Genomic DNA, 20,475 nt, shown 5'->3' with positions numbered 1-20,475 from the left:
GGATTTATGAGAAAAGCATTATTGGTTACTTTGGTAGGTGTCGTAGTTTTAGCTGGATGCAGTCAGAAGGGCGAAGTGATGACTCAATCACAAGAGAAAGCGAATCCAATCTGTAGTACTCAGAATCTTACTGGCGGTTGGTCGAAAAGTGATATCACACCTCAAGCTGAGCAAGCTTTAAACGTGGTTCTTGGTCAAATGAATATCGCTGCCGAGCTCAAACAAATCTTGAGTGTTCGAACTCAGGTCGTCGCCGGTTTGAACTATGCTATCGAGTTTGAAATGGATAATGGTGAGGTGTGGAATACCGTCGTTTATCGTTCGCTACAAGGTGATATCGAAATGATGCAAGCTGCGCAGCAAGGCCGTCTGTGTCTATAGTATAGATATTTTCAATACCTATATTTTTAGGTAACTTATGTTTGTATACAGAAAGTAGAAATGGCTTCGTATTGGGAGCCATTTTTAATTCTAATTAAGGTCGGTTGATTGAACGGTATTAGCTGGTCAGTTCAGGTTCCAATAACTCTTGAACACAAGCTCGGCTGATGTCTTCATCAATGTAGGCCATCCCAAGTTTATTCAGATAGTCCATACGATCGGCTGTGCGAAGCTCGATGTCGGGGCCTGCAATGTTGTTCTCTTGATAGATCTCGGTGAGGTGAGACATGAATTGCTCGCCAACACTCATCATCAACAGGCTCATTGCGCCAACGTCCGGTCTTACTTTGGCTTGTTGTTTTTCAGATAGATTGACGGCTAACACGATAGGTTGCTCTTCACCCTCAAAACGAGTGCTGCGCTCGCGAATGGTTTGCTGAGCCCAGTAATACGCCAGTTCTTTGCTCTGGGTGAGAAACACTGGTTCAACCGATTCGGTGTAGTTGTTACCGATGGTCGCCATGGTTTTTGAAGCTGCTTCATTGAGCGCTTTGTCTCCAGAGCGCTTAAGCCCTTGACCTTGAATAGACGCGAGTAAAGCTGAAGATGTGCCGTGATACCAAGTATCACCCGTTGCGAAACCATTTTCTGATAACAGTGTTTTTGCATCTTGTAGGTGTGTCGGAATTGAAGTCATAGGCACTCTCAAAAAATAAGAATCTCAACAAATATGAATCTGAACAAATATGGATACAGTTAGCTTAAACAGAAGTTGTTCGGTTAACCGTGGTGTGGAACACAAATCTGAGGCTTTGAGATAAAGCTGGCAGTAGTAGCTTTATCTCAAAGCCTTCCCCCGGCTCTTACCTAAGTAAGAGAGAAGGGCGGGGGAGGCTTTAGTCTTAGCGATTAATCAAAAGTGTTAGCGATTAATCAAATTGATTCGATGTATTCGCTTCACCTGCTGCTTTTAGTGCATTCTCACCAGCAAAGTACTCTTTGTGGTCATCACCCATGTCTGAACCAGACATGTTTTGGTGTTTAACACATGCAATGCCTTGGCGGATTTCTTTACGTTGAACATTCGCAACGTAACCCAACATGCCTTGGTCACCGAAGTACTCTTTCGCAAGGTTGTCAGTAGACAGCGCTGCAGTGTGGTATGTAGGTAGTGTAATCAAGTGGTGGAAAATACCCGCTTCACGTGATGCATCGGCTTGGAATGTGCGAATTTTTTCGTCAGCGCTTGCAGACAGTTCCGTTTCGTCGTATTCCGCACTCATTAGGTTTGCACGGTCGTAAGCTGATACATCTTTACCTTCTGCTGCCAGTGCATCGTATGCTTGTTGACGGAAGTTTAGCGTCCAGTTGAATGATGGAGAGTTGTTGTATACCAGCTTAGCGTTAGGGTGAACTTCACGTACGCCGTCCATCATCTCTTTGATTTGACCAATGTGTGGTTTTTCAGTCTCAATCCAAAGAAGGTCAGCACCTGCGTTGATTGCTTCAATACAGTCGAATACACAGCGGTCTTCACCTGTACCTTCGCGGAATTGGTATAAGCCTGAAGGCAAACGCTTAGGTCGAACTAGCTTGCCGTCACGGTTGAAGCAAACATCGCCTTCAGCCATATCAGCAACATCGATCTCTTCAACATCTAGGTATGAGTTGTAGATATCACCTTGGTCGCCAGGTTCTTTCACTACTGCGATTTCTTTTGTTAGACCAGCACCTTGTGAATCGGTACGAGCAACAATAACGCCGTTGTCGATGCCTAGTTCAAGGAAAGCGTAACGAAGTGCGCGAAGTTTTGCGTGGAAGTCAGCATGAGGAACCGTTACTTTGCCGTCTTGGTGACCACATTGCTTCTCATCGGCTACTTGGTTTTCGATTTGTAGACAACATGCGCCTGCTTCAATCATCTGCTTAGCCATTAGGTAAGTCGCTTCTGCGTTACCGAAACCTGCATCGATATCGGCAATAATTGGCACTACGTGTGTTACGTGGTTGTCGATTTTGTCTTGGATTCGGTCTTGTAGATTCACATCGCCAGCTTCACGTGCCGCGTCTAGCTGACGGAACAAACCACCTAGTTCACGAGCATCTGCTTGGCGTAGGAAGGTGTATAGCTCTTCTACTAGGCCTGCAACCGAGGTTTTCTCATGCATTGATTGGTCTGGAAGTGGACCAAAATCAGAGCGAAGTGCCGCGACCATCCAACCTGAAAGGTATAGGTAACGACGGTCTGTCTTGCCATCAAAGTGCTTTTTAATCGAAATCAGCTTTTGTTGGCCGATGAAACCATGCCAGCAACCCAGAGACTGAGTGTATTGAGAGCTGTCTTCGTCGTAAGCCGCCATGTCTGCACGCATAATATCTGCCGTGTATTGCGCAATATCCAGACCTGTTTTGAATTTGTTTTGAGCTCGCATACGGGCTGCAGATTCAGGGTTAATTGCATCCCATGGAGCACCAGCAGCGCTTTTTGCAACTTCAATCTTTTCGATATCTTGTGTAATTTGCGACATAACTATTCCTTAGTTTCACGTGGACATGTTGGCCAATTTGGCGAGGTCATTTGATTTGGATTAAATCTAACCATGGACAAAGAATAACCATGTATGTGATAATTTTGTTAATTTATAGTTATTATGTTCGGTATTTTTCTTATGAATATTGCTCGTGTAGACCTTAATTTACTTGTGTATTTAGACATGTTGCTACGTGAAAGAAACGTAACGCGTGCAGCAAATCAACTGGGTATTACTCAGCCAGCCATGAGTAATGGCCTACGCCGATTGCGTGATCTGTTTGAAGATCCGCTATTGGTGAGAACCAGTGAAGGGATGATACCGACCGAGCGAGCACATAAGTTGCAGCCATTGATTCGAAACATCTTGGTTAATGTAGAGAAGACACTGCAGCCGACCACGGAATTTAATGCAGAAGACAGTGAACGCGTGTTTCGTATCATGGCGAGTGACTATGCTGAGTCGACCATTATTCAACCCCTTCTGAAAAGGTTAAGCGAGATCGCGCCGAAAATACGACTGGATATCATGACGCCAAGTGACGTGAGTTATCAGGATGTAGAGCAAGGCACTGTTGATATTATCATCAACCGTTTTGACGATATTCCACAGTCGTTCCACCAGATGAGCCTTTGGCACGACGGGTTCTCTTGCTTATTTAGCTGTGATAACCCAATAGCCGACAACTTCGATATTTTGTCTTATCTAAAGGCGCAACATATCTGGGTAAGTAAGACCGGAATGGGAACCGGAGTTGGGATCAACCCAAGCGAGGCGCAAAAGCTAGGTTGGATAGATGAAGCATTAATGCGCATTGGTAAAACGCGCAATATCACGGTGTTTACTCGACACTATTTGTCGGCGATTCTCTTCGCACAACAAAAGAATCTGATCCTGACCATTCCAACCAAAGCGGCTCAACTGCAGCGCAATAACCCTAGATTGTTGATCAAGCCTGCGCCATTTGCGATTGAACCCTTTGAGGTGAAGATGGCGTGGAGTCCATTGTTACAAACCAATCCAGACCATCAGTGGATGCGTCGCTTGATTAAAAGTGTCGCTAATGAAATCGAGAGTGGCGTGACGGAATAACACAGTTTGTAGGGTATTTTTTTTGTGAATATCCAGTATAACTGGCATAAATTAGCTAAATTTATGTCCGTTGCGTAAGTTTAATCTAGTAACGTAAATTTGAGCTAGTCACGAAAATTTATTGAGTAGCCATCAGTTAGTTTGAGAGAGATTTTATGAGCAGTCGTATTCAACAGGGAAGCTTGAACATTGATAGCACCCTCTACCAATTAATTAATGAGCAGGTAATTCCTGGAACAGGCATTGTCGCTGAAGACTTTTGGCAATCATTTGCAACTATCCTTGAAGACTTGGCTCCCAAGAACCGCGCACTGCTTATCAAGCGTGAAGATCTTCAACATCAAATTGACGTTTGGCACCAAGAGCGTGCGGGACAAACACTAGATGCGGCCGAGTACAAACAGTTCTTACAGCAGATTGGCTACCTAGTTCCTGAGGGTGATGACTTTCAAGTAACGACCGCCAGCGTTGAGCCTGAAATTGCAACACAAGCGGGTCCGCAGCTTGTTGTACCTATTATGAATGCACGTTTTGCACTTAACGCGGCCAACGCACGTTGGGGCAGTTTATACGATGCGCTCTACGGAACCGATGTCATCAGTGAAAGTGACGGCGCGGAAAAGGGCGGAAGCTTTAACCCGGTACGTGGTGCTAAAGTGGTGAGCTACGCTCGAGGTTTCCTTGATGACGCTGCACCGTTAAACGGTGTCTCTCATAAAGACGTCACCAAATACAGCATCAGCAACGTCAGCATTGGCAATACACTGACAGCGACCTTAGATAACGGCGAAGAAGTCACCCTGATTGATCGCAACCAGTTCATTGGTTATCAAGGTGATGCGAGTGCCCCTTCAAGCATTCTGCTGAAACACAACAATCTACATATTGAAATTCAAATTGACCCAAGCGCTCCGATTGGTAGCGTCGATGTAGCTGGTATTAAAGATGTGCTGGTAGAATCGGCACTGACTACGATTATGGATTGCGAAGACTCGGTCGCTGCGGTCGATGGTGAAGATAAAGCATTGGCTTACCGTAACTGGTTAGGCTTGATGAAAGGTGACTTACAAGAGTCGCTAGAGAAAAACGGCAAAACCATCGTTCGTAATCTTAATCCAGACCGCCAATACACTAGCGTGACGGGAGGCGAGATCTCGCTGAAAGGTCGCAGCATGTTGTTCATACGCAATGTGGGCCACCTGATGACAAACCCTGCCATTATTGATGCAGACGGTAACGAAGTCCCTGAAGGCATTATGGATGGCATGGTCACTTCACTAATCGCGATGCATGATTTAAAAGGCAACAGCGCGTACCAAAACTCGACCGCGAACAGCATCAATATTGTAAAACCTAAGATGCATGGTCCTGAAGAAGTCGCGTTCACCAATGAGCTGTTTGGTCGCATTGAAGATGCATTAGGGCTAGATCGATTCACGATCAAAGTCGGCATCATGGACGAAGAGCGTCGTACCTCTGTGAACTTGAAAGAGTGTATTCGCGCGGCTAAAGATCGTGTTGTGTTCATCAACACAGGGTTCTTAGACCGAACGGGTGATGAGATTCACACCAGTATGGAAGCAGGACCATTCGCTCCTAAAACACAGCTGAAAACCATGACTTGGATTGGCGCATACGAAGATCAGAACGTTGATCTTGGCTTAGCTTGTGGCCTGCAAGGTAAAGCCCAGATTGGTAAAGGTATGTGGCCAGAGCCAGACAATATGGCGAAGATGATGGACGCGAAAATCGGACATCCTCAAGCGGGCGCAAATACTGCTTGGGTTCCTTCTCCAACTGCCGCGACTTTGCATGCTCTGCACTATCACAAGGTGAGTGTACCAAGTCGTCAGAAAGAGCTTCGTGAGCGAGTGAGAGCAAATGTTGACGATATTCTTACTATCCCATTGCTAGGTAATCAAAAGCTGACCGCTCAAGATATCCAAAACGAATTGGACAACAATACGCAAGGTATTCTTGGTTATGTAGTGCGTTGGATTGACCAAGGCGTCGGGTGTTCTAAGGTGCCAGATATTAACGATGTAGGTTTGATGGAAGACCGCGCTACGCTGCGTATTTCGAGCCAACACATTGCGAACTGGTTACGTCATGGAATTTGTAATGAAGCCCAAGTAATGAAAACCATGAAGCGCATGGCCGCAGTGGTTGATGAGCAAAATGCTGGCGACCCGAGCTACCGCAATATGGCACCTGACTTTGAAAGCAGCATTGCCTTTTCAGCAGCGTGTCAGTTGGTATTCGAAGGTTGTGCTCAACCAAGTGGTTACACTGAACCAGTGCTGCATGCGATGCGACTGAAGCTGAAAGGAACTGCACAATAAATAATAAAAAAAGAAATACCCCTATTTGAACCGAGCCCAAGGTGCCGCGCTAATTTAGCGCGGCTTTTTTTATGTTCAATGGCGTGCTTATTACTTTGCATTAATTTGGGTGTTTAGACGTCTAGACGTTGACAAGCCTTAAGTGTGACATTAGTCTGCTCATCTTCCTGTTCTATTGTGTTGTCGTTCCATGTCCAATTCAAAAAATTCTAATGCGGTAATTGCCCCTTCGGCAGTTGCGCTTATCCCTCTGATCGTGTTCCTAGCGCTGTTTATTGGCGTAGGTACGTACTTGTCACTGCAAGGCGTCGATTTTGCTTTCTATCAGCTTCCAGCTCCGATTGCAGCTTTACCTGCGGTGATGCTAGCGTTGTTGCTAAGCAAAGATAAATTGAACCGTGCTATCGAACAGTTCTTAGGTGGAGTCGGTCACAAAGACATTATCGCAATGTGTATGATCTACCTATTGGCGGGTGCTTTTGCGGCTGTGGCTAAAGCGTCTGGTGGCGTTGACGCGACCGTAAACCTAGGGTTATCGGCGATTCCAACAAGCATGATCCTACCGGGTATCTTCCTAATTTCAGCTTTCATCGCGACAGCAATGGGCACCTCAATGGGTACTATCGCTGCGGTTGCCCCTGTGGCACTAGGCATTGCAGATTCAGCAGGCATGAGCATTCCACTGACGGCTGGTGTTGTTTTAAGTGGCGCGATGTTTGGTGACAACCTTTCTATCATCTCTGATACCACGATTGCCGCGACACGCTCGCAAGGCTGTGAGATGAGAGACAAGTTTAAAGAGAACATCCGCATTGCACTGCCTGCTGCTCTTATCGCGATTGTTATCTTTGCTTTCAACAGCACGGCAACTCAAGTGCCTGAAACGGGCCCAATCGAGTGGCTGAAAGTCCTTCCGTACATCACTATTTTGATTCTTGCTGTATCGGGTATGAATGTATTCGTTGTGCTGACGATTGGTATCTTGCTGGCGGGTGGCGTAAGCCTAGGTTCTGTTGAGAACTACGGTATGACGGATTACGCTCAAGACATCTACGCAGGCTTCGGCAACATGCAGGAGATTTTCTTATTGTCGATGCTGATTGGCGGTTTGAGTGAGCTCATGCGTCGTCAAGGTGGATTGGCGTTCCTGACTAGCTTAGTAAGTGGTGTGATTCGTGCGTTTGGCTCTTCACACTCTAAGCAAGCGAATGGCCGTGCGAGTGAGTTGGGTATTGCGGGCTTGGTATCTATGGTGAACCTATGTACTGCAAACAACACGGTAGCGATTATTGTGTCTGGTAGTGTGGCTCGCCAATTAGCTGAAGAAAATAACGTTTCTCCACGTCGCTCTGCCAGCTTATTGGATATCTTCTCTTGTGTGATTCAAGGCGTATTGCCTTACGGTGCACAGGTATTGCTATTAGGTTCGGTATTTAACTTATCGCCTTTGGATATAGTGGCTAATTCTTACTACTGTTTCGCGCTTGCAGTCGTTGCTGTGGTAGCTGTGTTTATCAAACATCCAGCACGTCAAGTGGCTCAAGCTTAGTAAAAATAGATCTTAATGAGAAGGCGCCGTAATTGGCGCCTTTTTTGTATCCACAAGAATTGTTCAGAAGCTGGCTTTTGATTTTTAGCTTTATTTAAGTAGGCTCTCAAGCTCGTTTGCTGTTGCAACGTTGCCATAACCAAAGCTTAGTGCAGCCATGAATGCGGCATGGACATGCGCTGCTGGAACCTTAACGCCATTGAACTCCATGTCTAAGGTTGTGCAAGCATCATGCGCTACGTGGCATTCATAGCCCAAATCGGTTGCTGCACGAGTCACAGCATCAATACACATGTGGCTCATTGCGCCAACGATAATCAGTTTTTCAACACCTCGCTCTTTTAGCACCTTGCTCAGTTCAGTGTCTCTAAAGCTATTGATTTGATGCTTTACGATAACAGGTTCACCTTCTAGCGGAGTCACGCTGCTGTGGATTTGAGCACCGTCTGATTTTGGCAAGAAGAAAGGAGCATCATTCGTCGGAAACTCATGACGTACATGAACCACAGGAAGTTGCTTGTCTCTGAAAGCGGATAATAACTGTGCACCTTTTTCGGCTGCTTTCTCTGTTTCAGACAACGCCCATTTTGCACCCTCGTATGAAGGGAAATAGTCATTTTGAAAGTCGATAAGTAGCAGGGCTGTGTTCTTCATAGTCTATACCTTTGTATTTAGTGTGTTGCGGTGTAGGGATATTATGAATACTCTGTAGTTTTTATCGCACGTCAAAAATGACAGACTCTATGGCAATAGTGACAAAATCAGTAATGGTCGAAATCATCGACTATCCGGGTTCTTTGCAAAGTGCCGTGTTTGGAGTGAAAGAGTTTCTGCAGATGGCAAATTCTCTTGACCCTTCGGCTGAGAAGACTCAATTCAACGTTCAGATCCAAGCGCATGACAGTGTTAGCGTGTCGAACGCCGATATCATCATACTCCCACCGAATTTAGATGGTTGTTACTATCTAGATCCGAGTGACGCCTTGCTTGAGTACCTGATTGAGTCTCACCAAAGGGGGGTGATCCTTTGCTCAGCTTGTGCAGGCGTGTTCATTTTGGCAAAAACAGGTTTGTTAGAAGGGCGAACCGTGACCACGCACTGGCAAGCGCAGCAGAAGTTTACGGAGCTTTACCCACAGATCGCAGTCGATATCGACAAAATCTTGATTGATGATGCGGATGTGATGACCGCTGGTGGTTTGATGTCGTGGATGGATCTCGCTTTGTTTATCCTGACCAAATACACGACACCGACCAACACTCGTAATCTAGGTAAATATTTGGTGCTTGATACGGGGTTGAGAGAGCAACGTTACTATCAGAGCTTTGTGCCGAACTATGCTCACGGCAATGAAAAAATTGTGTCGGTGCAACGTTTTATTCAAAAGAACCATCACCTTTCGTTGTCTCTTGATCAATTGGCTGAAGAAGCGTTTATGACTCGAAGAACCTTTATTCGTCAATTTACCAAGGCGACCAGTTTTACGCCGATTAACTATATCCAACACGTACGTATTCAAAGTGCATGCGAGTTATTGGAAAGCTCTCATAAACCGGTTGAGCAGATCAGCTACCTAGTTGGTTATGAGGACGTAAATAGCTTCCGTAAGGTCTTTATGAAAATCATTGGCTTAACACCATCAAGATTTCGTTCTAGATTTCTCTCTGAGGAATGATTTACCATAGATTGATACTCAATACTTATCACTCGCATTGATTCAATGGTTTACTTACGGAATATGTGACGTGATATTGAAATCATCTTCCCCCGAACCTAAATGGAATTTTGATGCTCGCCATTCCCCTACCATTTATTGCAGCTCTGCTGTTATGCGTCACGGCTGTTTTACTTAGATATCGTTACCCACAGACAAGCCAAAAACCGTTTTGGTTTATTATGTTGTGTGCGTTGATGATTACTGTCGTTGGGCTACGTTGGACGTTTGATATTGCACTGTTCCGTTTCTTACAACCGGTTCTAGGGGCAAGTGTACCGGTGGCTGCATGGCTCTGCTTTGCGGGAGCTCATCGAAGTAAACCTTTGTCTCTTTTGCATTGCTTAGGCCCAGTCGTTGTTCTGGTTGGCTCCTTTTCTTATTCGTATATTTGGGATGGAACGATTGATCTATTGTTGATCTCGCTATATCTCAGCTATGGCTGCTTGTTGTTGAAATCATCGTTTAACTTCCCAGAGCACGTCAGGCTGAGTGATGTATCGAATGTTTTGTATGCTGAGCGTACGGCAGGTATAGCCTTACTGTTTTCGGCTCTAGTGGATAGCATTATCTCGTATGATATTTTGCTGCTTAACGCACAACACACCGACTTAATTCTGTCTATTGGTTACCTAGTTCTTATTCCCGCAATTGTTGGGGCTGTGGTCGTTGTCAGTACCAGTACGTCTCCGACTCCGACTCCGAAAAAAAATCAACAACAGAGCGAACTTTCAACGCTAAATAGCATACAAGACGAAGTTGAGGCATTGATACCAACGGTGAGCTTAGACGAAGACAAAGAAGTCACGCAGATCGTCGCTAAGTTTGATGCGTTAATGAAGGATCATCAGGTGTTCAAAGATCCTGACTTGTCCCTGAATCGAGTGGCGAGAAAGCTAGGTATCCCAGCTCGAAAAATATCATCTGCGGTTAATCAAACTCACCACCAGAACATTTCCAAGGTGATTAACGCCTATCGAATTGAGCACGCTAAGACTCTCCTGATGCAAAGTGATGAAGCGATAACTGATATCTTCCTTAGTTCAGGCTTTCAGACCAAGTCCAATTTCAATCGCGAGTTTTCAAGGATAACTGGGCAAACTCCGAGTGAGTATCGAAGTTCGCCGCAAGTGTTAGATTGAGTGTGTTTGCTTTCCGTTTATCAATTCAGAAAGCTAACGATGTCGTTTAAGATCAATTGATGTAGCTGGTCGCGTGATGTACCAACGCCATCTTTACAAATAATGCCATCGCCTGGCACTTCTTCTTCAAGCATCGGTACCGCCCCAGCTTTGCAACTTTGAATGAAGCTGAAATGGGTAGCGCTTTCGTAGACCTTATAGCGTCTTAAATTAAGAGGCATGTGCTCAGCAATGTAGCCAGATTCTAATGCCTGAGGTAGATCCCCAATATCAATCCCAGCCGCCAATATTAAGGTTGGCACTGTAACGTCATTTAAGCTGCCGACTGAGAAGCTACGAGCAAGCCCCAAATCAAGGCTGACAACGCGCTGAATTCTAGGGTCTGATAGGTCTTTTTCATTTGGTTCAGCTGGTTGGGCTTGTGATAGCCCTAATTCATCAGACAGCCCACAGATACGCGGGTTAGGGTATATAAGACACTCGGCTTCAAAGGTCGCTCTATCTATTTTCGCTCCTGCCAATTGCATCACTGTCCAGCCTCCTAGCGAGTGTCCGATTGCAGTGATATTGTTGGCGTTAACAGCTTGCTTCCATTGAACTTCGTTTAACAGGTAATCGATGGTTCGAGTGATATCTCGCGGCCTCTCCCACCACTTGGCCGCTTGCTCTGGAGATTGGTCGAAAGAGGTGGTTCCCGGATGGTCAGTGGCCGCTACGATGTAGCCACGACTCGCAAGTTCGGTCGCCAACCAGTTTTGGTTTCGCCAGTTTCCTCGGTAGCCGTGTGATAGCAGTACAACTGGAAAAATGCCTGATTGAATCTCTCCATCTTTGATGACTTTCGTGCCGATGAAGGCTGGGTTATCGCCAATCAAGGTTGTGTCTAAGACATCTTGTGTGGGATACCAAATGGCAGTGTTTAGCGGGCGATTAGGGTCGTCAGTTAAGGTGACTTGAGTGAATCCGACATCGGAAGCGATGGATGAAGCGCAGAGGAAAAGTAGGGATGTGAACAGTAAATGTATCCATTTCATGGTTTAACTCCAATTGAGGTGATTGGAGCCAATATGCGCTAAAGCCAGTGAGCGCGAGACCTCAAACACGATCGAGGACGCCCTAAATCGTGTTTGAGTACAAACTTAGTTATTTTGGATGCGCCTAATTCAGCTTATTAGTCACGAACTCTTTGTTTCTGATCATTAGCCACATCAGGCCGCCTAACGTACCGACGGATAATTGAATAAAGCCTAGGTTTTCAATCAGTGAATCTGGGCGGATTGAAACCAACACCATGCCAAGCGAACCACAAATCATGCTGAAGAACTGTATCAGTGCGACGGCAGAGCCCGTGTCATGATCTTGTTGATTCAACATCAAGTTGGTACCCGGTACTCGCATGATAATCGCCATTAATGTCGCTGGTGCAGCGATGAACATGAAGAACCAAGGGGATAGGTCGCCAATGGTTAGAGTGAAGATTCCCGCAAGCGCTAATAAAGCAAAACATCCTGAGATGACCTTTTGAACCGGCATTCGGTAGGACAACTTCATGTAAATTGTTGGACCAAATGAGGCGCACAATGCATTGAATGCGAACGCGTAACTAAACTGTTGTTCGGTCAATCCAAAGTGATCGATGTAGATATAAGAACCCGCCGCAAGAAAGCCCATCAACGCCATCGGTATGATAGAGAAAATGATCAGCAGCTTGACGAACGAGCGGTTTTTCATGACCACGCCCATTCTTCCCCATGAGCGGAATATGGAACCTTGGTATTTGTTTTCGAGAGTTTCTCTGTAGCAGCAAGCCAATACTGACGCAAATGCACCAAAAATGGCGAGCGTGACAAACATCATTCGCCAAGACGCAATTTTCAGTAAAAAAGCGCCAAACACAGGCGCAACCATTGGTGCGATGATCACCAGTGACATGATAGTCGCCATGATCTTTTCACGTTCTCGGCCGTCATAAAGATCTTTTACAATGGCAGTCGCGATAACGGTGATGGCACTGCCCGCAAAGGCTTGGAATACACGAGCACCAATCAACTGTTCGATGCTATTGGTCATCGCGCACAATATGCTCGCGACCATATAGCCCGCTAATCCAATCAATAGGATCGGCTTACGACCAAATTTTTCGCTGAGCGGCCCCCAGAACAAAAGACCGATGGCGTAAGTAACGAAGTAGCTGCTCAGGGTTAGGTTGACCATGGATCGATCAGTATTAAACACCTCGACCATCTGCGGAAGCGCAGGTAAGTAAAGGTCGATAGTCAATGGAGGGAAAGCACTTATTATGACGAGAAAAAATAGCATACCGGTCTTTCCCAGTACTGGTTGTGGTCTCTTCAAGGTGGCTCTCCGTTGTCCAAGGTAGGTTTCTAATTGATGTGATATTGATATACAGAAGGCTAGGCACGTCAGACAAGAAGGATAGAGTCGTTCAAGAATATGGTGAAAGTATCGATGAGCTTATCTCTATGAGTTCGAATCTACGAAGTCGGTCTGCGCACTGAATTGTATTACAAAACATTATTACTTTTATAGCTAACGAGTTCAATCAGTTAGTAGCAGGGTGGCTTGTGATCGCCAACGACACATTGTAATGATTATCGATTTGGCTTGTTATCTTTTCTTTGGGCGTTTTTCGACTAAACCGTTACGCTCTAAACCACGTCGAACGCTGCTGCAAAGCTTACCAAAGCGGCGCAGTTCCTCGAAGTTGGGGCCTTGGCCAATGGAAATACTGTGCTCCCAATACATTAACTCACTGTCGACCATCTCTAGTAGTTTCTTAGAGCAACCCGAGCAGTTTCCTTTTGGCCCACAGATAAACGTCTCCGATTCGTAAAGTGGGAGTTCGTTTTTAACTTCTTCAATTAAGCTTAGCATTGCCAAATTTAGATTAGGCTTTTTGGTTGCTAGTGGTTTCAAGCTTGGTGCTTGCGCAGTTATCAAAGAAGAAGTTTGTGTGTTGTGGGGCAAATTCAAAGCAGCTGATGACATATCAAAGGCCTCAAGGAGAGAAGAAGGTGGGCATGCTACTCTTCACAACAAAGTGAATCTTGATGTAGTGCAATAAGCGTGGAGATATACCCAAAAGAGGTAGGAGCCACAAGCGGTGTGACTCCTTTTTTAAAGCTCGGTACTAATGAGAGATTTTAGAATTCAGCGTCGAACTGGAACTCCATCCACTCTTTGGTGACTGGGTGGTGCAGTGCAAGTCTTTCTGCGTGTAGGTGCAGTCGGTCGGCTTTATTACCATATAGGCCATCACCCACGATAGGCATGTTAAGCCCTTCTTGGTGTGAACAGTGAACACGTAACTGGTGTGTACGGCCTGTTTTAGGGTGCAGGTAAACCTTAGTGGTTTGTTCGTTTCGCTCAATCACTTCCCATTTGGTTTCTGCAGGCTTGCCGTGTTCGAAGCAAACAATCTGACGAGGGCGGTCATACAAGTCACCACGCAATGGCAGTCGAATGTAGCCTTCATCTTGGTCTAGCACACCTTCAATCATTGCGACATATCGCTTCTCAACTTCACGAGTAATGAACTGCTTCTGTAAGCTTTTGTTCGCACGTCGTGTTAAAGCAAATATCAGAATGCCAGAGGTCGCCATATCCAAACGGTGGATAACAAATGGCCCTTCAACATCTTGGTGCATTTCTTGAACGCGTGTGTAGGCCGAGTCTTTAATGTTTTTACCCGGCACGGATAGAAAACCTGCTGGTTTGTGTACTACAACAATGTGCTCATCTTGGAACAGAATATCCAGCTCTTTTCCTTCTGCTGGGTTCTCTAGCAATGGGTTTGGATCGACTTCTAGACCTTTCATCATATGGCCTAAAATCGGTACACACTTACTTTGGCAAGAGGCGTAGTATTTCTTGTGCTTACGGATTTCAGACTTTGGAGAGCGGCCCCACCAAAATTCAGCTAATGCCAGCGGTGTGTAACCGTTCAAATACGCGTATTGTAGCAGCTTTGGAGCGGCACATTCGCCAGAACCCGCTGGTGGTATCTTGTTTGGCGTGTCTTCAAAGATTTGGTTTAGATCCTCAATGTTTCCTTCCGCATTCTGGAAAGCGTATTGTGAAAACAGTTTGTGCTGAAGCTGATGAGAAAGGTGTGCTCTTTGCTCTTTGAGTTCTGCCAGTTGAGTGGTGAACACATCAACTTTAGTTTGCAGTTCATTCAGAATTTGTTCCCAGTTGAGCTTAAGATATTTCTGCTGATTTTTGTCGGCAACACTGATCTTGTTTAGCTCGTTATTTAGCTGTTCGAAAGCTTGCTCATCAAGGTTTTCTTTGCCTTGTTCACGTTGTTCTTTACGTGTTTTTCGGCCTTCAATAATCAATAGACGTTGAGCTTCAATCTCTTGCTCAGCTTGCGCTTTTTGCTGCGCAAGTTGTTCGCACAAATCAAGGTATTCAGTATTTGCTTGCAGCGCTTTAAACTCAGCGTTTACAGCCATCATATCGGCCGTATCTTGATGGAAAAAGCTGTCGCTGCTCAGCATGTCGAATACGGGCGGCACAAAGTGAGGCAGTAGGTTTTGGTCGGCGATTTTACCTGAGAAAGCAGAGAAGTAACCCAATTCACCTTCAGGGCTTTTCACCAGTAACACACCAAACATTTTGCCGCGACCAGCGTCAGAATCTAGCCCGAAGTCATGTTGCCAATCGGTTTGCGTTTCTAGATATTGTTGAAGCTGACGAGAGGCGATTTCACACAGTGGATGCGGTTCGTAATAGAACGGGAAGGTGAAACGCTCTGGCAACGAATACGACTCGATCGGCTGTTGAAAGCGGGTGAAGCAATGCTCAGGTGTGTGGCTGTTATCTGAGTCGTGCGTTGATTTTGATGAGTGCATAGTCGTCTTAATACTTATATCGTGGTGATAAATGGTTGTGAGTCTACTGTGTATGTTTAGAGACTTTAAACACAGTATGAGGCGGCGATTCTACTCTTTATCGAAAAGCGCCTCAAATAAGAAATGGTTCTATTACTGGATAGCTAAGCGAGACGGTTAACACGGAACCCATGAGCTATGGCTTGAACTTCATTAATTGATGAGTAACTTCTCGTTTTTAATCATAGAAGGTAACTTCACAAACGAAGGGTGGTAGCCTTGCCGCCCTCTTGTTCAACCTAAGGTAACGTTATGATTCCACTCAATACTTCGATTGTATCTGGTGTCGCTATTTCAGAGATCGACGGACAAATGAAAATGCTACTAATGAAGCGTGTGAAGGGCGAGTTTTGGTGCCATGTCGCAGGCTCGATTGAAGCCGGTGAAACAGGCTGGCAGGCTATCGTGCGCGAGTTTGAAGAAGAGACCCAAATTAAAGTGGAAGCCTTGTATAACGCGCAGTTTCTGGAGCAGTTTTACGAAGCGCACGTTAATGTGATTCAGCTCATCCCTGTGTTTGCGGTGCTATGCCCACCCAACCAAGCGATTGAACTGAATGACGAGCATACGGAGTACCGTTGGTGCAATTTAGAAGAGGCAAAAGCGTTAGCGCCATTCCCCAACCAACATGCTGTCTACGATCATATCTGGTCGTATTTTGTCGATAAGCCAGTCAATCCGCTTTACCGAGTGAAATTGAATTAGCTCGATTTAGTCAATGACTTTAGCGTTTGAATTCGAAAGCTAGTTCACTGTGACTAATCGTTAACTTGGGCCAATGAGTTAGCCAGTTCTTAGACTGAACTCGTTGATCAAACACGGCGCGACTGCGATTAGGGTTCGGTGTGATTTTTAAATCAAACAAGCTCTTTAAACCAAAAGCAGAAATACATTCGATCTCCCCAGTGAGACTTTGCTGTATGGCAACCGCTGTCTCTTTCTCTGGCCAATAACTCATCGCACCCAATGAGCCTTGGTAAGGTTCATCCCCATTTCTGGTGTGCATGCAGGCTTGATTGCGAACTTGCCAATTCAGTTCAGGTAACCGTTGTTTAAGCAGATCCTCGTATCGAAGACCCGATTCGTAGGAGGTATCAATGGGATCAAAGTAGATCACATCAATGTCATTGAGTGGCGTCGGGGAGGAATAACCATGTAGGTGATCCCAAATGAGGTTTCTCACAAAGCCAGCAGCAACATAGCACTGTGGCAAACCCAGTTGATATACACACTCTAAAATCTGCATTCGCAAGGGATCTTGTTTGGTCAACCTGACAACGCTGTTAGCGAATGGCTCGGACATTTATGAGGTGGTAACGTCGGTTATTTGATAATGACGAGTCACGTTCTTGGAGATGTCACCCCACTCAGAAGCTTTTACGCGCTGTTGATGGGCTTCGAATGCCTCTCTACTGACGAATTCTTCATACACTTCAAAACGATGAGGTTGAAGTGTGCTTTGACTGACTCGAAACACGATACAACCAGGTTCTTCCAGTGTCAGTTCTTTGTGTACAACCAAGGCTTGTGTGACGGCTTCGAGGTCTTTGTCTGGCACTAGAATATGCCCTTGCAGAATTACTTTACTCATAATTACGTCCATTTAATTTTATTCATTACGGCTTTTTTCTATCAAAAGCTCTATCCGTTACAAACATAATCCCATTTTGATGTTGTGACGTATAGGCTAATGTGGCGATTATTTGTTCGCATTGAATACAGTATTGGTTACGGTGTAACTTTAGAGGCGATGTGAGCAATAAAAAATAAGACGTTGGAACTAAATCCGCGTTGGTCCGGTCTATTAAATACGTATCATTGAACTGTATTGATACTGAAATGAATTTGTCATCTGAGAGAACTAATCTAAATCTCGAACAACGGCTTAAGATATTAAATTGAGCCATAGTTGATAACTAGGTCATACTTTAATGTAAATGGTACTCAAAACTCTATAAATTTTGTGATTTGTATCATTGATCTGGACATCAAACACCGTTAGATTCGAATGGTTGGCAATAAAAATAGCTCATGAAGAGCAGTTAAAGAAAAGGAAATATCCCTTATGAAAAAAATGAGAAGAGCACAGCTTCATCGCGTTCGTATCCAATACTGGAAAGACACAGCGAAAGAAGCTTCAAAGAAATAAGCTTTAAATCATAAAGCTTAAAAGCTTAATCAAATGTAAAACGCAACAAATCGATTTCATTAGCACTCTCAAGGACCTTCATCTGGTCGGCGACTAAAGAAATCATCCCCCAAAGAGCTGACAGGCATTAATAATAATGCAATTCAATGTCAGCTCATTAATACCCCCTAGTTATCTCTACCTTACTCAGTTTTCCCAAACCAACTCGATCTGCACTTTTGTCTCAGTGATTAAACCTATCTTGAAAATTGAAAAGCACATGAAAACGACAAAAACTTGAAAAGAATTGCGTCTGAAAAAATGCCAGTCAATAAAAAAGCTCCCGATTTCTCAGAAGCTTTGATTTTAGATTTTGATATCTGATGTTATCCGATCAGGATAGATGACTCTATCGTTGGAACAACGTCTTCAAGTTTACATCGTCCGTTCTATTCAATTTAAGGCTCAGTAGATAACCACCAACACCGATCAGTGCGTAAATACCTAGAGATAAAATCGGCGCTTCTGCAATCGCACTTAATGGGTTGCTTGCTATGAGCACATTCATTGGTAATGACGCGATGAGAGATAGGAAGTCATTGATGCCATAGAACCCAAACACGGCGACAGAGAGGAACTTAATCGCATAGCTTGAGATGAAAATGACAAGCAATGGAGAGTTCACCAGCTGCGAAATAGCTAGAGTGACAGTTGCCAGTGGCAATAAAACCAGTGCAACTAACATCATTCTTCCAAAAAACACGACCCAGTTACTCAGCACATAAAACAGAGATTGCTGCTCAACCAATAGTGCCAGTTGTTGCTCACTTGAGACGTTCAGTATCCAGAATAGAAAATCTGCGAACAGCACTAACAACGCACAGATAGCCGGAATAACCACTAAACCGAAGCCTAGCTTCACGCCGTGAGTCATTGCGTTGGATACCGGCATACTTCTCCAAAACATTGAACTGCCTTCTTGGCGTTCTTTACGTAGCGTTTTAGGGATATATAGCGTCGACAGGATCAGTGAAACAAGGCCCGCGCCGAAGTAAATCACTGAGTTGAGATCTTGTGCGAACTCTCTGTGGATGTCGCTCACGTCACCGTTCACTTGCATTTCGAAGAAAAACTCATGTTGCGCTGCGCCATTAAAGAACAGACCAACGAACAGTAAGAAACCACATAATGCGACAAACAAAGGCAATCGAGTGTTAACTTTATGCTCGATGAGTTCTTTTTCTAGCATGTAAAAACTTGGATGCATTATGCCTTCTCCGTCTGTGTTGCAAGGAATAGATCTGCGAGACCAACGTTATAGATGTTACCCAGTGATTCAACCTGCGCTTTGTATTGACCTTCTAATAGCCACTTAGTCGTCCCTAACCCAGGCTGAGAGGTGAGTGGGTTAAGTTTCTGTATCTCGCTTGAATGGTTGTTTGCGACTTCGATAATGAAATAGTCGTGCTCGATGTCTTCCATGCTCTTTTGTAGTACACAATGACCTTGCTTCAAAATCAGTACATCCGTTAATAGGTGTTCAATTTCTGAAACCTCATGGCTCGCAATGATCATGGCGCGTTCACCGTCGTGGAACCATTCTAGTAGGTGGCGATAAAAAGTATCGCGGTACAGCAAATCTAAGCCCAGCGTTGGCTCATCTAATATCAACACTTGAGTGTCAGTCGCGATGATGATCGCGAGATGAAGTTGAACTTTCATCCCTTTAGAAAGCTGTTTGATCTTAGAAGAGAGCTTAATGTTGGTGCTGCTTAACGTCTGTTCTGCTTTTTGTTTGTTGAAGCTAGGGTGTACACCTTGTGTGTATCGAAGCAGTTGTTTAACGGTCATCCACTCTGGTAACACGTTAACATCTGAAATATACGATAAATGCTGCATGAGCTCAGCGTGCTGGTGGATAGGGTGGTAGCCGTTTACTTCAATCTCACCTTGATAGTTGTGGCCACCAAGCAATGATTTGATCAATGTCGATTTGCCCGCGCCATTGTGGCCCAGAAGCCCAAGTACTTGCCCTGGCTTTAACTCGAAGTTGATGTTCTCGACACCCACTTGGTTCGAATAGGTTTTGGTTACGTTTTTCACTGAAAGTAAAGTACTCATGACTTGTCCTTTATATGTTGTGCTAGCTGTTTCACGAGTTCTTCGACACTCATATCAATGATGCTTAGCGTCTCAGCGATGGCTGGGATCTGCGTGTTGATGAATGATTGGTGTGCAGACTCTTTCAATTTTTGAAGTGCCCCTTCAGCCACATACATGCCTTGGCCGCGCTTTTTCTCTACCAAGTCTTCATCCACCAATAACTGATAGCTTTTCATGACAGTAAGGTGGTTGATCTTGAGATCAGCGGCAACCGCACGCACTGAAGGTAACGCTTGTTGCTCTAACCAAACACCTTGAAGAATTTGGTCGCTGATCTTTGTAGCAAGCTGCCTAAAGATCGGTTGATCGTCTTTCCATTCGGTCATAATTAAAACTGCATGGTGATATACATGTGTATAACACTAACCTTTTTATTCGAATTGGCAAGGGTTTTATGAAAATGGATCGGATATTTTTACATTTGGATAAAGCATGTTTGGCGGGGAGGGTACTTGAAGCCTACGTCCTTGTGGGCTTTCAAGCAGCTGTATGAGCGATGATTATTTGAATAGGAAA

General features: G+C 44.8%; 19 protein-coding genes. 7 read left to right on the top strand and 12 right to left on the bottom strand.

Translation table 11 applies throughout. From position 1 onward, the window contains the following. Positions 1-6: 6 nt before the first annotated feature. The gene (locus tag AC3CH4_RS16670) at positions 7-381 is read left to right on the top strand and encodes a cystatin family protein (RefSeq protein WP_171316029.1); all 375 of its coding nucleotides are present in this window, start codon (positions 7-9) and stop codon (positions 379-381) included. 118 nt (positions 382-499) lie between these two features. Here the strand turns inward: AC3CH4_RS16670 and AC3CH4_RS16665 are convergent, their stop codons facing one another. Together AC3CH4_RS16665 and AC3CH4_RS16660 are read right to left on the bottom strand one after the other, a co-directional pair. Continuing rightward, entirely contained in the window at positions 500-1,078 is a 579-nt protein-coding gene (locus tag AC3CH4_RS16665) for a hypothetical protein (RefSeq protein WP_171308331.1), read from the bottom strand. Positions 1,079-1,310: 232 nt separating this feature from the next. Continuing rightward, a complete protein-coding gene (locus AC3CH4_RS16660) occupies positions 1,311-2,909 on the bottom strand; it encodes an isocitrate lyase (RefSeq protein WP_017085385.1) in 1,599 nt (532 codons plus the stop codon). Positions 2,910-3,050: 141 nt separating this feature from the next. Between AC3CH4_RS16660 and AC3CH4_RS16655 the strand changes: the two genes are divergently transcribed. The 3 genes from AC3CH4_RS16655 (at position 3,051) to AC3CH4_RS16645 (ending at position 7,895) form a co-directional block, all read left to right on the top strand. Beyond that, entirely contained in the window at positions 3,051-4,004 is a 954-nt protein-coding gene (locus tag AC3CH4_RS16655) for a LysR family transcriptional regulator (protein ID WP_017077357.1), read from the top strand. Between the two features lie 155 nt (positions 4,005-4,159). Beyond that, complete coding sequence (locus AC3CH4_RS16650) at positions 4,160-6,346, top strand: malate synthase G (protein WP_488544071.1); 2,187 nt, start codon at positions 4,160-4,162, stop codon at positions 6,344-6,346. Between the two features lie 190 nt (positions 6,347-6,536). Next, a complete protein-coding gene (locus tag AC3CH4_RS16645; protein ID WP_136982880.1) occupies positions 6,537-7,895 on the top strand; it encodes a Na+/H+ antiporter NhaC family protein in 1,359 nt (452 codons plus the stop codon). A gap of 90 nt (positions 7,896-7,985) precedes the next feature. Here AC3CH4_RS16645 and AC3CH4_RS16640 read toward each other — a convergent pair whose 3' ends face one another. Further along, positions 7,986-8,549, bottom strand: coding sequence for a cysteine hydrolase family protein (locus AC3CH4_RS16640; RefSeq protein ID WP_065205822.1), 564 nt, complete (start codon positions 8,547-8,549; stop codon positions 7,986-7,988). Between the two features lie 89 nt (positions 8,550-8,638). Between AC3CH4_RS16640 and AC3CH4_RS16635 the strand changes: the two genes are divergently transcribed. Next, entirely contained in the window at positions 8,639-9,571 is a 933-nt protein-coding gene (locus AC3CH4_RS16635) for a GlxA family transcriptional regulator (protein WP_488544070.1), read from the top strand. A gap of 110 nt (positions 9,572-9,681) precedes the next feature. Continuing rightward, the gene (locus AC3CH4_RS16630) at positions 9,682-10,752 is read left to right on the top strand and encodes a helix-turn-helix domain-containing protein (RefSeq protein ID WP_488544069.1); all 1,071 of its coding nucleotides are present in this window, start codon (positions 9,682-9,684) and stop codon (positions 10,750-10,752) included. Between the two features lie 20 nt (positions 10,753-10,772). On the opposite strand, the gene AC3CH4_RS16625 is transcribed toward AC3CH4_RS16630, so the two are convergent. The 4 genes from AC3CH4_RS16625 to AC3CH4_RS16610 form a co-directional block, all read right to left on the bottom strand. Beyond that, positions 10,773-11,786 (bottom strand): alpha/beta hydrolase family protein, encoded by a 1,014-nt coding sequence (locus AC3CH4_RS16625; RefSeq protein ID WP_488544068.1) that lies wholly within the window; start codon positions 11,784-11,786, stop codon positions 10,773-10,775. Between the two features lie 124 nt (positions 11,787-11,910). Then, on the bottom strand, positions 11,911-13,107 hold the full coding sequence (locus AC3CH4_RS16620) for a multidrug effflux MFS transporter (protein WP_488544067.1): 1,197 nt from the start codon (positions 13,105-13,107) through the stop codon (positions 11,911-11,913). Between the two features lie 273 nt (positions 13,108-13,380). Continuing rightward, positions 13,381-13,761: a hypothetical protein gene (locus tag AC3CH4_RS16615; RefSeq protein WP_488544066.1), complete on the bottom strand. Its 381-nt coding sequence runs from the start codon at positions 13,759-13,761 to the stop codon at positions 13,381-13,383. A gap of 155 nt (positions 13,762-13,916) precedes the next feature. Further along, positions 13,917-15,629 (bottom strand): RluA family pseudouridine synthase, encoded by a 1,713-nt coding sequence (locus tag AC3CH4_RS16610; RefSeq protein ID WP_488544065.1) that lies wholly within the window; start codon positions 15,627-15,629, stop codon positions 13,917-13,919. A gap of 291 nt (positions 15,630-15,920) precedes the next feature. On the opposite strand from AC3CH4_RS16610, the gene AC3CH4_RS16605 reads away from it, so the two are divergent. After that, positions 15,921-16,373 (top strand): NUDIX hydrolase, encoded by a 453-nt coding sequence (locus tag AC3CH4_RS16605; RefSeq protein WP_016769103.1) that lies wholly within the window; start codon positions 15,921-15,923, stop codon positions 16,371-16,373. A gap of 19 nt (positions 16,374-16,392) precedes the next feature. Here AC3CH4_RS16605 and AC3CH4_RS16600 read toward each other — a convergent pair whose 3' ends face one another. The 5 genes from AC3CH4_RS16600 to AC3CH4_RS16580 form a co-directional block, all read right to left on the bottom strand. Then, positions 16,393-16,971 carry a nucleotidyltransferase family protein gene (locus AC3CH4_RS16600; RefSeq protein WP_488544064.1) on the bottom strand — a complete coding sequence of 193 codons (579 nt, stop codon included), beginning with the start codon at positions 16,969-16,971 and terminating at the stop codon, positions 16,393-16,395. Next, positions 16,972-17,259, bottom strand: a complete 288-nt coding sequence (locus tag AC3CH4_RS16595; RefSeq protein ID WP_135458322.1) for a putative quinol monooxygenase — start codon at positions 17,257-17,259, stop codon at positions 16,972-16,974. 946 nt (positions 17,260-18,205) lie between these two features. Continuing rightward, positions 18,206-19,063 (bottom strand): hypothetical protein, encoded by an 858-nt coding sequence (locus AC3CH4_RS16590; protein ID WP_473577783.1) that lies wholly within the window; start codon positions 19,061-19,063, stop codon positions 18,206-18,208. Beyond that, complete coding sequence (locus AC3CH4_RS16585; protein WP_473577785.1) at positions 19,063-19,917, bottom strand: ABC transporter ATP-binding protein; 855 nt, start codon at positions 19,915-19,917, stop codon at positions 19,063-19,065. Before AC3CH4_RS16585 ends, AC3CH4_RS16590 begins: the two co-directional genes overlap by 1 nt. Further along, entirely contained in the window at positions 19,914-20,285 is a 372-nt protein-coding gene (locus tag AC3CH4_RS16580; protein ID WP_488544063.1) for a GntR family transcriptional regulator, read from the bottom strand. Before AC3CH4_RS16580 ends, AC3CH4_RS16585 begins: the two co-directional genes overlap by 4 nt. Positions 20,286-20,475: the final 190 nt, after the last annotated feature.

It is taken from the genome of Vibrio sp. QJM3NY_26, from assembly GCF_057786005.1.
Note: the sequence above shows the minus strand (reverse complement) of the source record. Positions and strands in the feature narration are given on the sequence as shown.

Bases quoted from the DNA above. Each gene is read 5' to 3' on its own strand.
- AC3CH4_RS16625 (WP_488544068.1), bottom strand. From the start codon at position 11,786: ATGAAATGGATACATTTACTGTTCACATCCCTACTTTTCCTCTGCGCT.
- AC3CH4_RS16670 (WP_171316029.1), top strand. From the start codon at position 7: ATGAGAAAAGCATTATTGGTTACTTTGGTAGGTGTCGTAGTTTTAGCT.
- AC3CH4_RS16640 (WP_065205822.1), bottom strand. From the start codon at position 8,549: ATGAAGAACACAGCCCTGCTACTTATCGACTTTCAAAATGACTATTTC.
- AC3CH4_RS16590 (WP_473577783.1), bottom strand. From the start codon at position 19,063: ATGCATCCAAGTTTTTACATGCTAGAAAAAGAACTCATCGAGCATAAA.
- AC3CH4_RS16660 (WP_017085385.1), bottom strand. From the start codon at position 2,909: ATGTCGCAAATTACACAAGATATCGAAAAGATTGAAGTTGCAAAAAGC.
- AC3CH4_RS16595 (WP_135458322.1), bottom strand. From the start codon at position 17,259: ATGAGTAAAGTAATTCTGCAAGGGCATATTCTAGTGCCAGACAAAGAC.
- AC3CH4_RS16610 (WP_488544065.1), bottom strand. From the start codon at position 15,629: ATGCACTCATCAAAATCAACGCACGACTCAGATAACAGCCACACACCT.
- AC3CH4_RS16605 (WP_016769103.1), top strand. From the start codon at position 15,921: ATGATTCCACTCAATACTTCGATTGTATCTGGTGTCGCTATTTCAGAG.
- AC3CH4_RS16655 (WP_017077357.1), top strand. From the start codon at position 3,051: ATGAATATTGCTCGTGTAGACCTTAATTTACTTGTGTATTTAGACATG.
- AC3CH4_RS16600 (WP_488544064.1), bottom strand. From the start codon at position 16,971: ATGTCCGAGCCATTCGCTAACAGCGTTGTCAGGTTGACCAAACAAGAT.
- AC3CH4_RS16645 (WP_136982880.1), top strand. From the start codon at position 6,537: ATGTCCAATTCAAAAAATTCTAATGCGGTAATTGCCCCTTCGGCAGTT.
- AC3CH4_RS16580 (WP_488544063.1), bottom strand. From the start codon at position 20,285: ATGACCGAATGGAAAGACGATCAACCGATCTTTAGGCAGCTTGCTACA.
- AC3CH4_RS16585 (WP_473577785.1), bottom strand. From the start codon at position 19,917: ATGAGTACTTTACTTTCAGTGAAAAACGTAACCAAAACCTATTCGAAC.
- AC3CH4_RS16635 (WP_488544070.1), top strand. From the start codon at position 8,639: ATGGCAATAGTGACAAAATCAGTAATGGTCGAAATCATCGACTATCCG.
- AC3CH4_RS16615 (WP_488544066.1), bottom strand. From the start codon at position 13,761: ATGTCATCAGCTGCTTTGAATTTGCCCCACAACACACAAACTTCTTCT.
- AC3CH4_RS16650 (WP_488544071.1), top strand. From the start codon at position 4,160: ATGAGCAGTCGTATTCAACAGGGAAGCTTGAACATTGATAGCACCCTC.
- AC3CH4_RS16665 (WP_171308331.1), bottom strand. From the start codon at position 1,078: ATGACTTCAATTCCGACACACCTACAAGATGCAAAAACACTGTTATCA.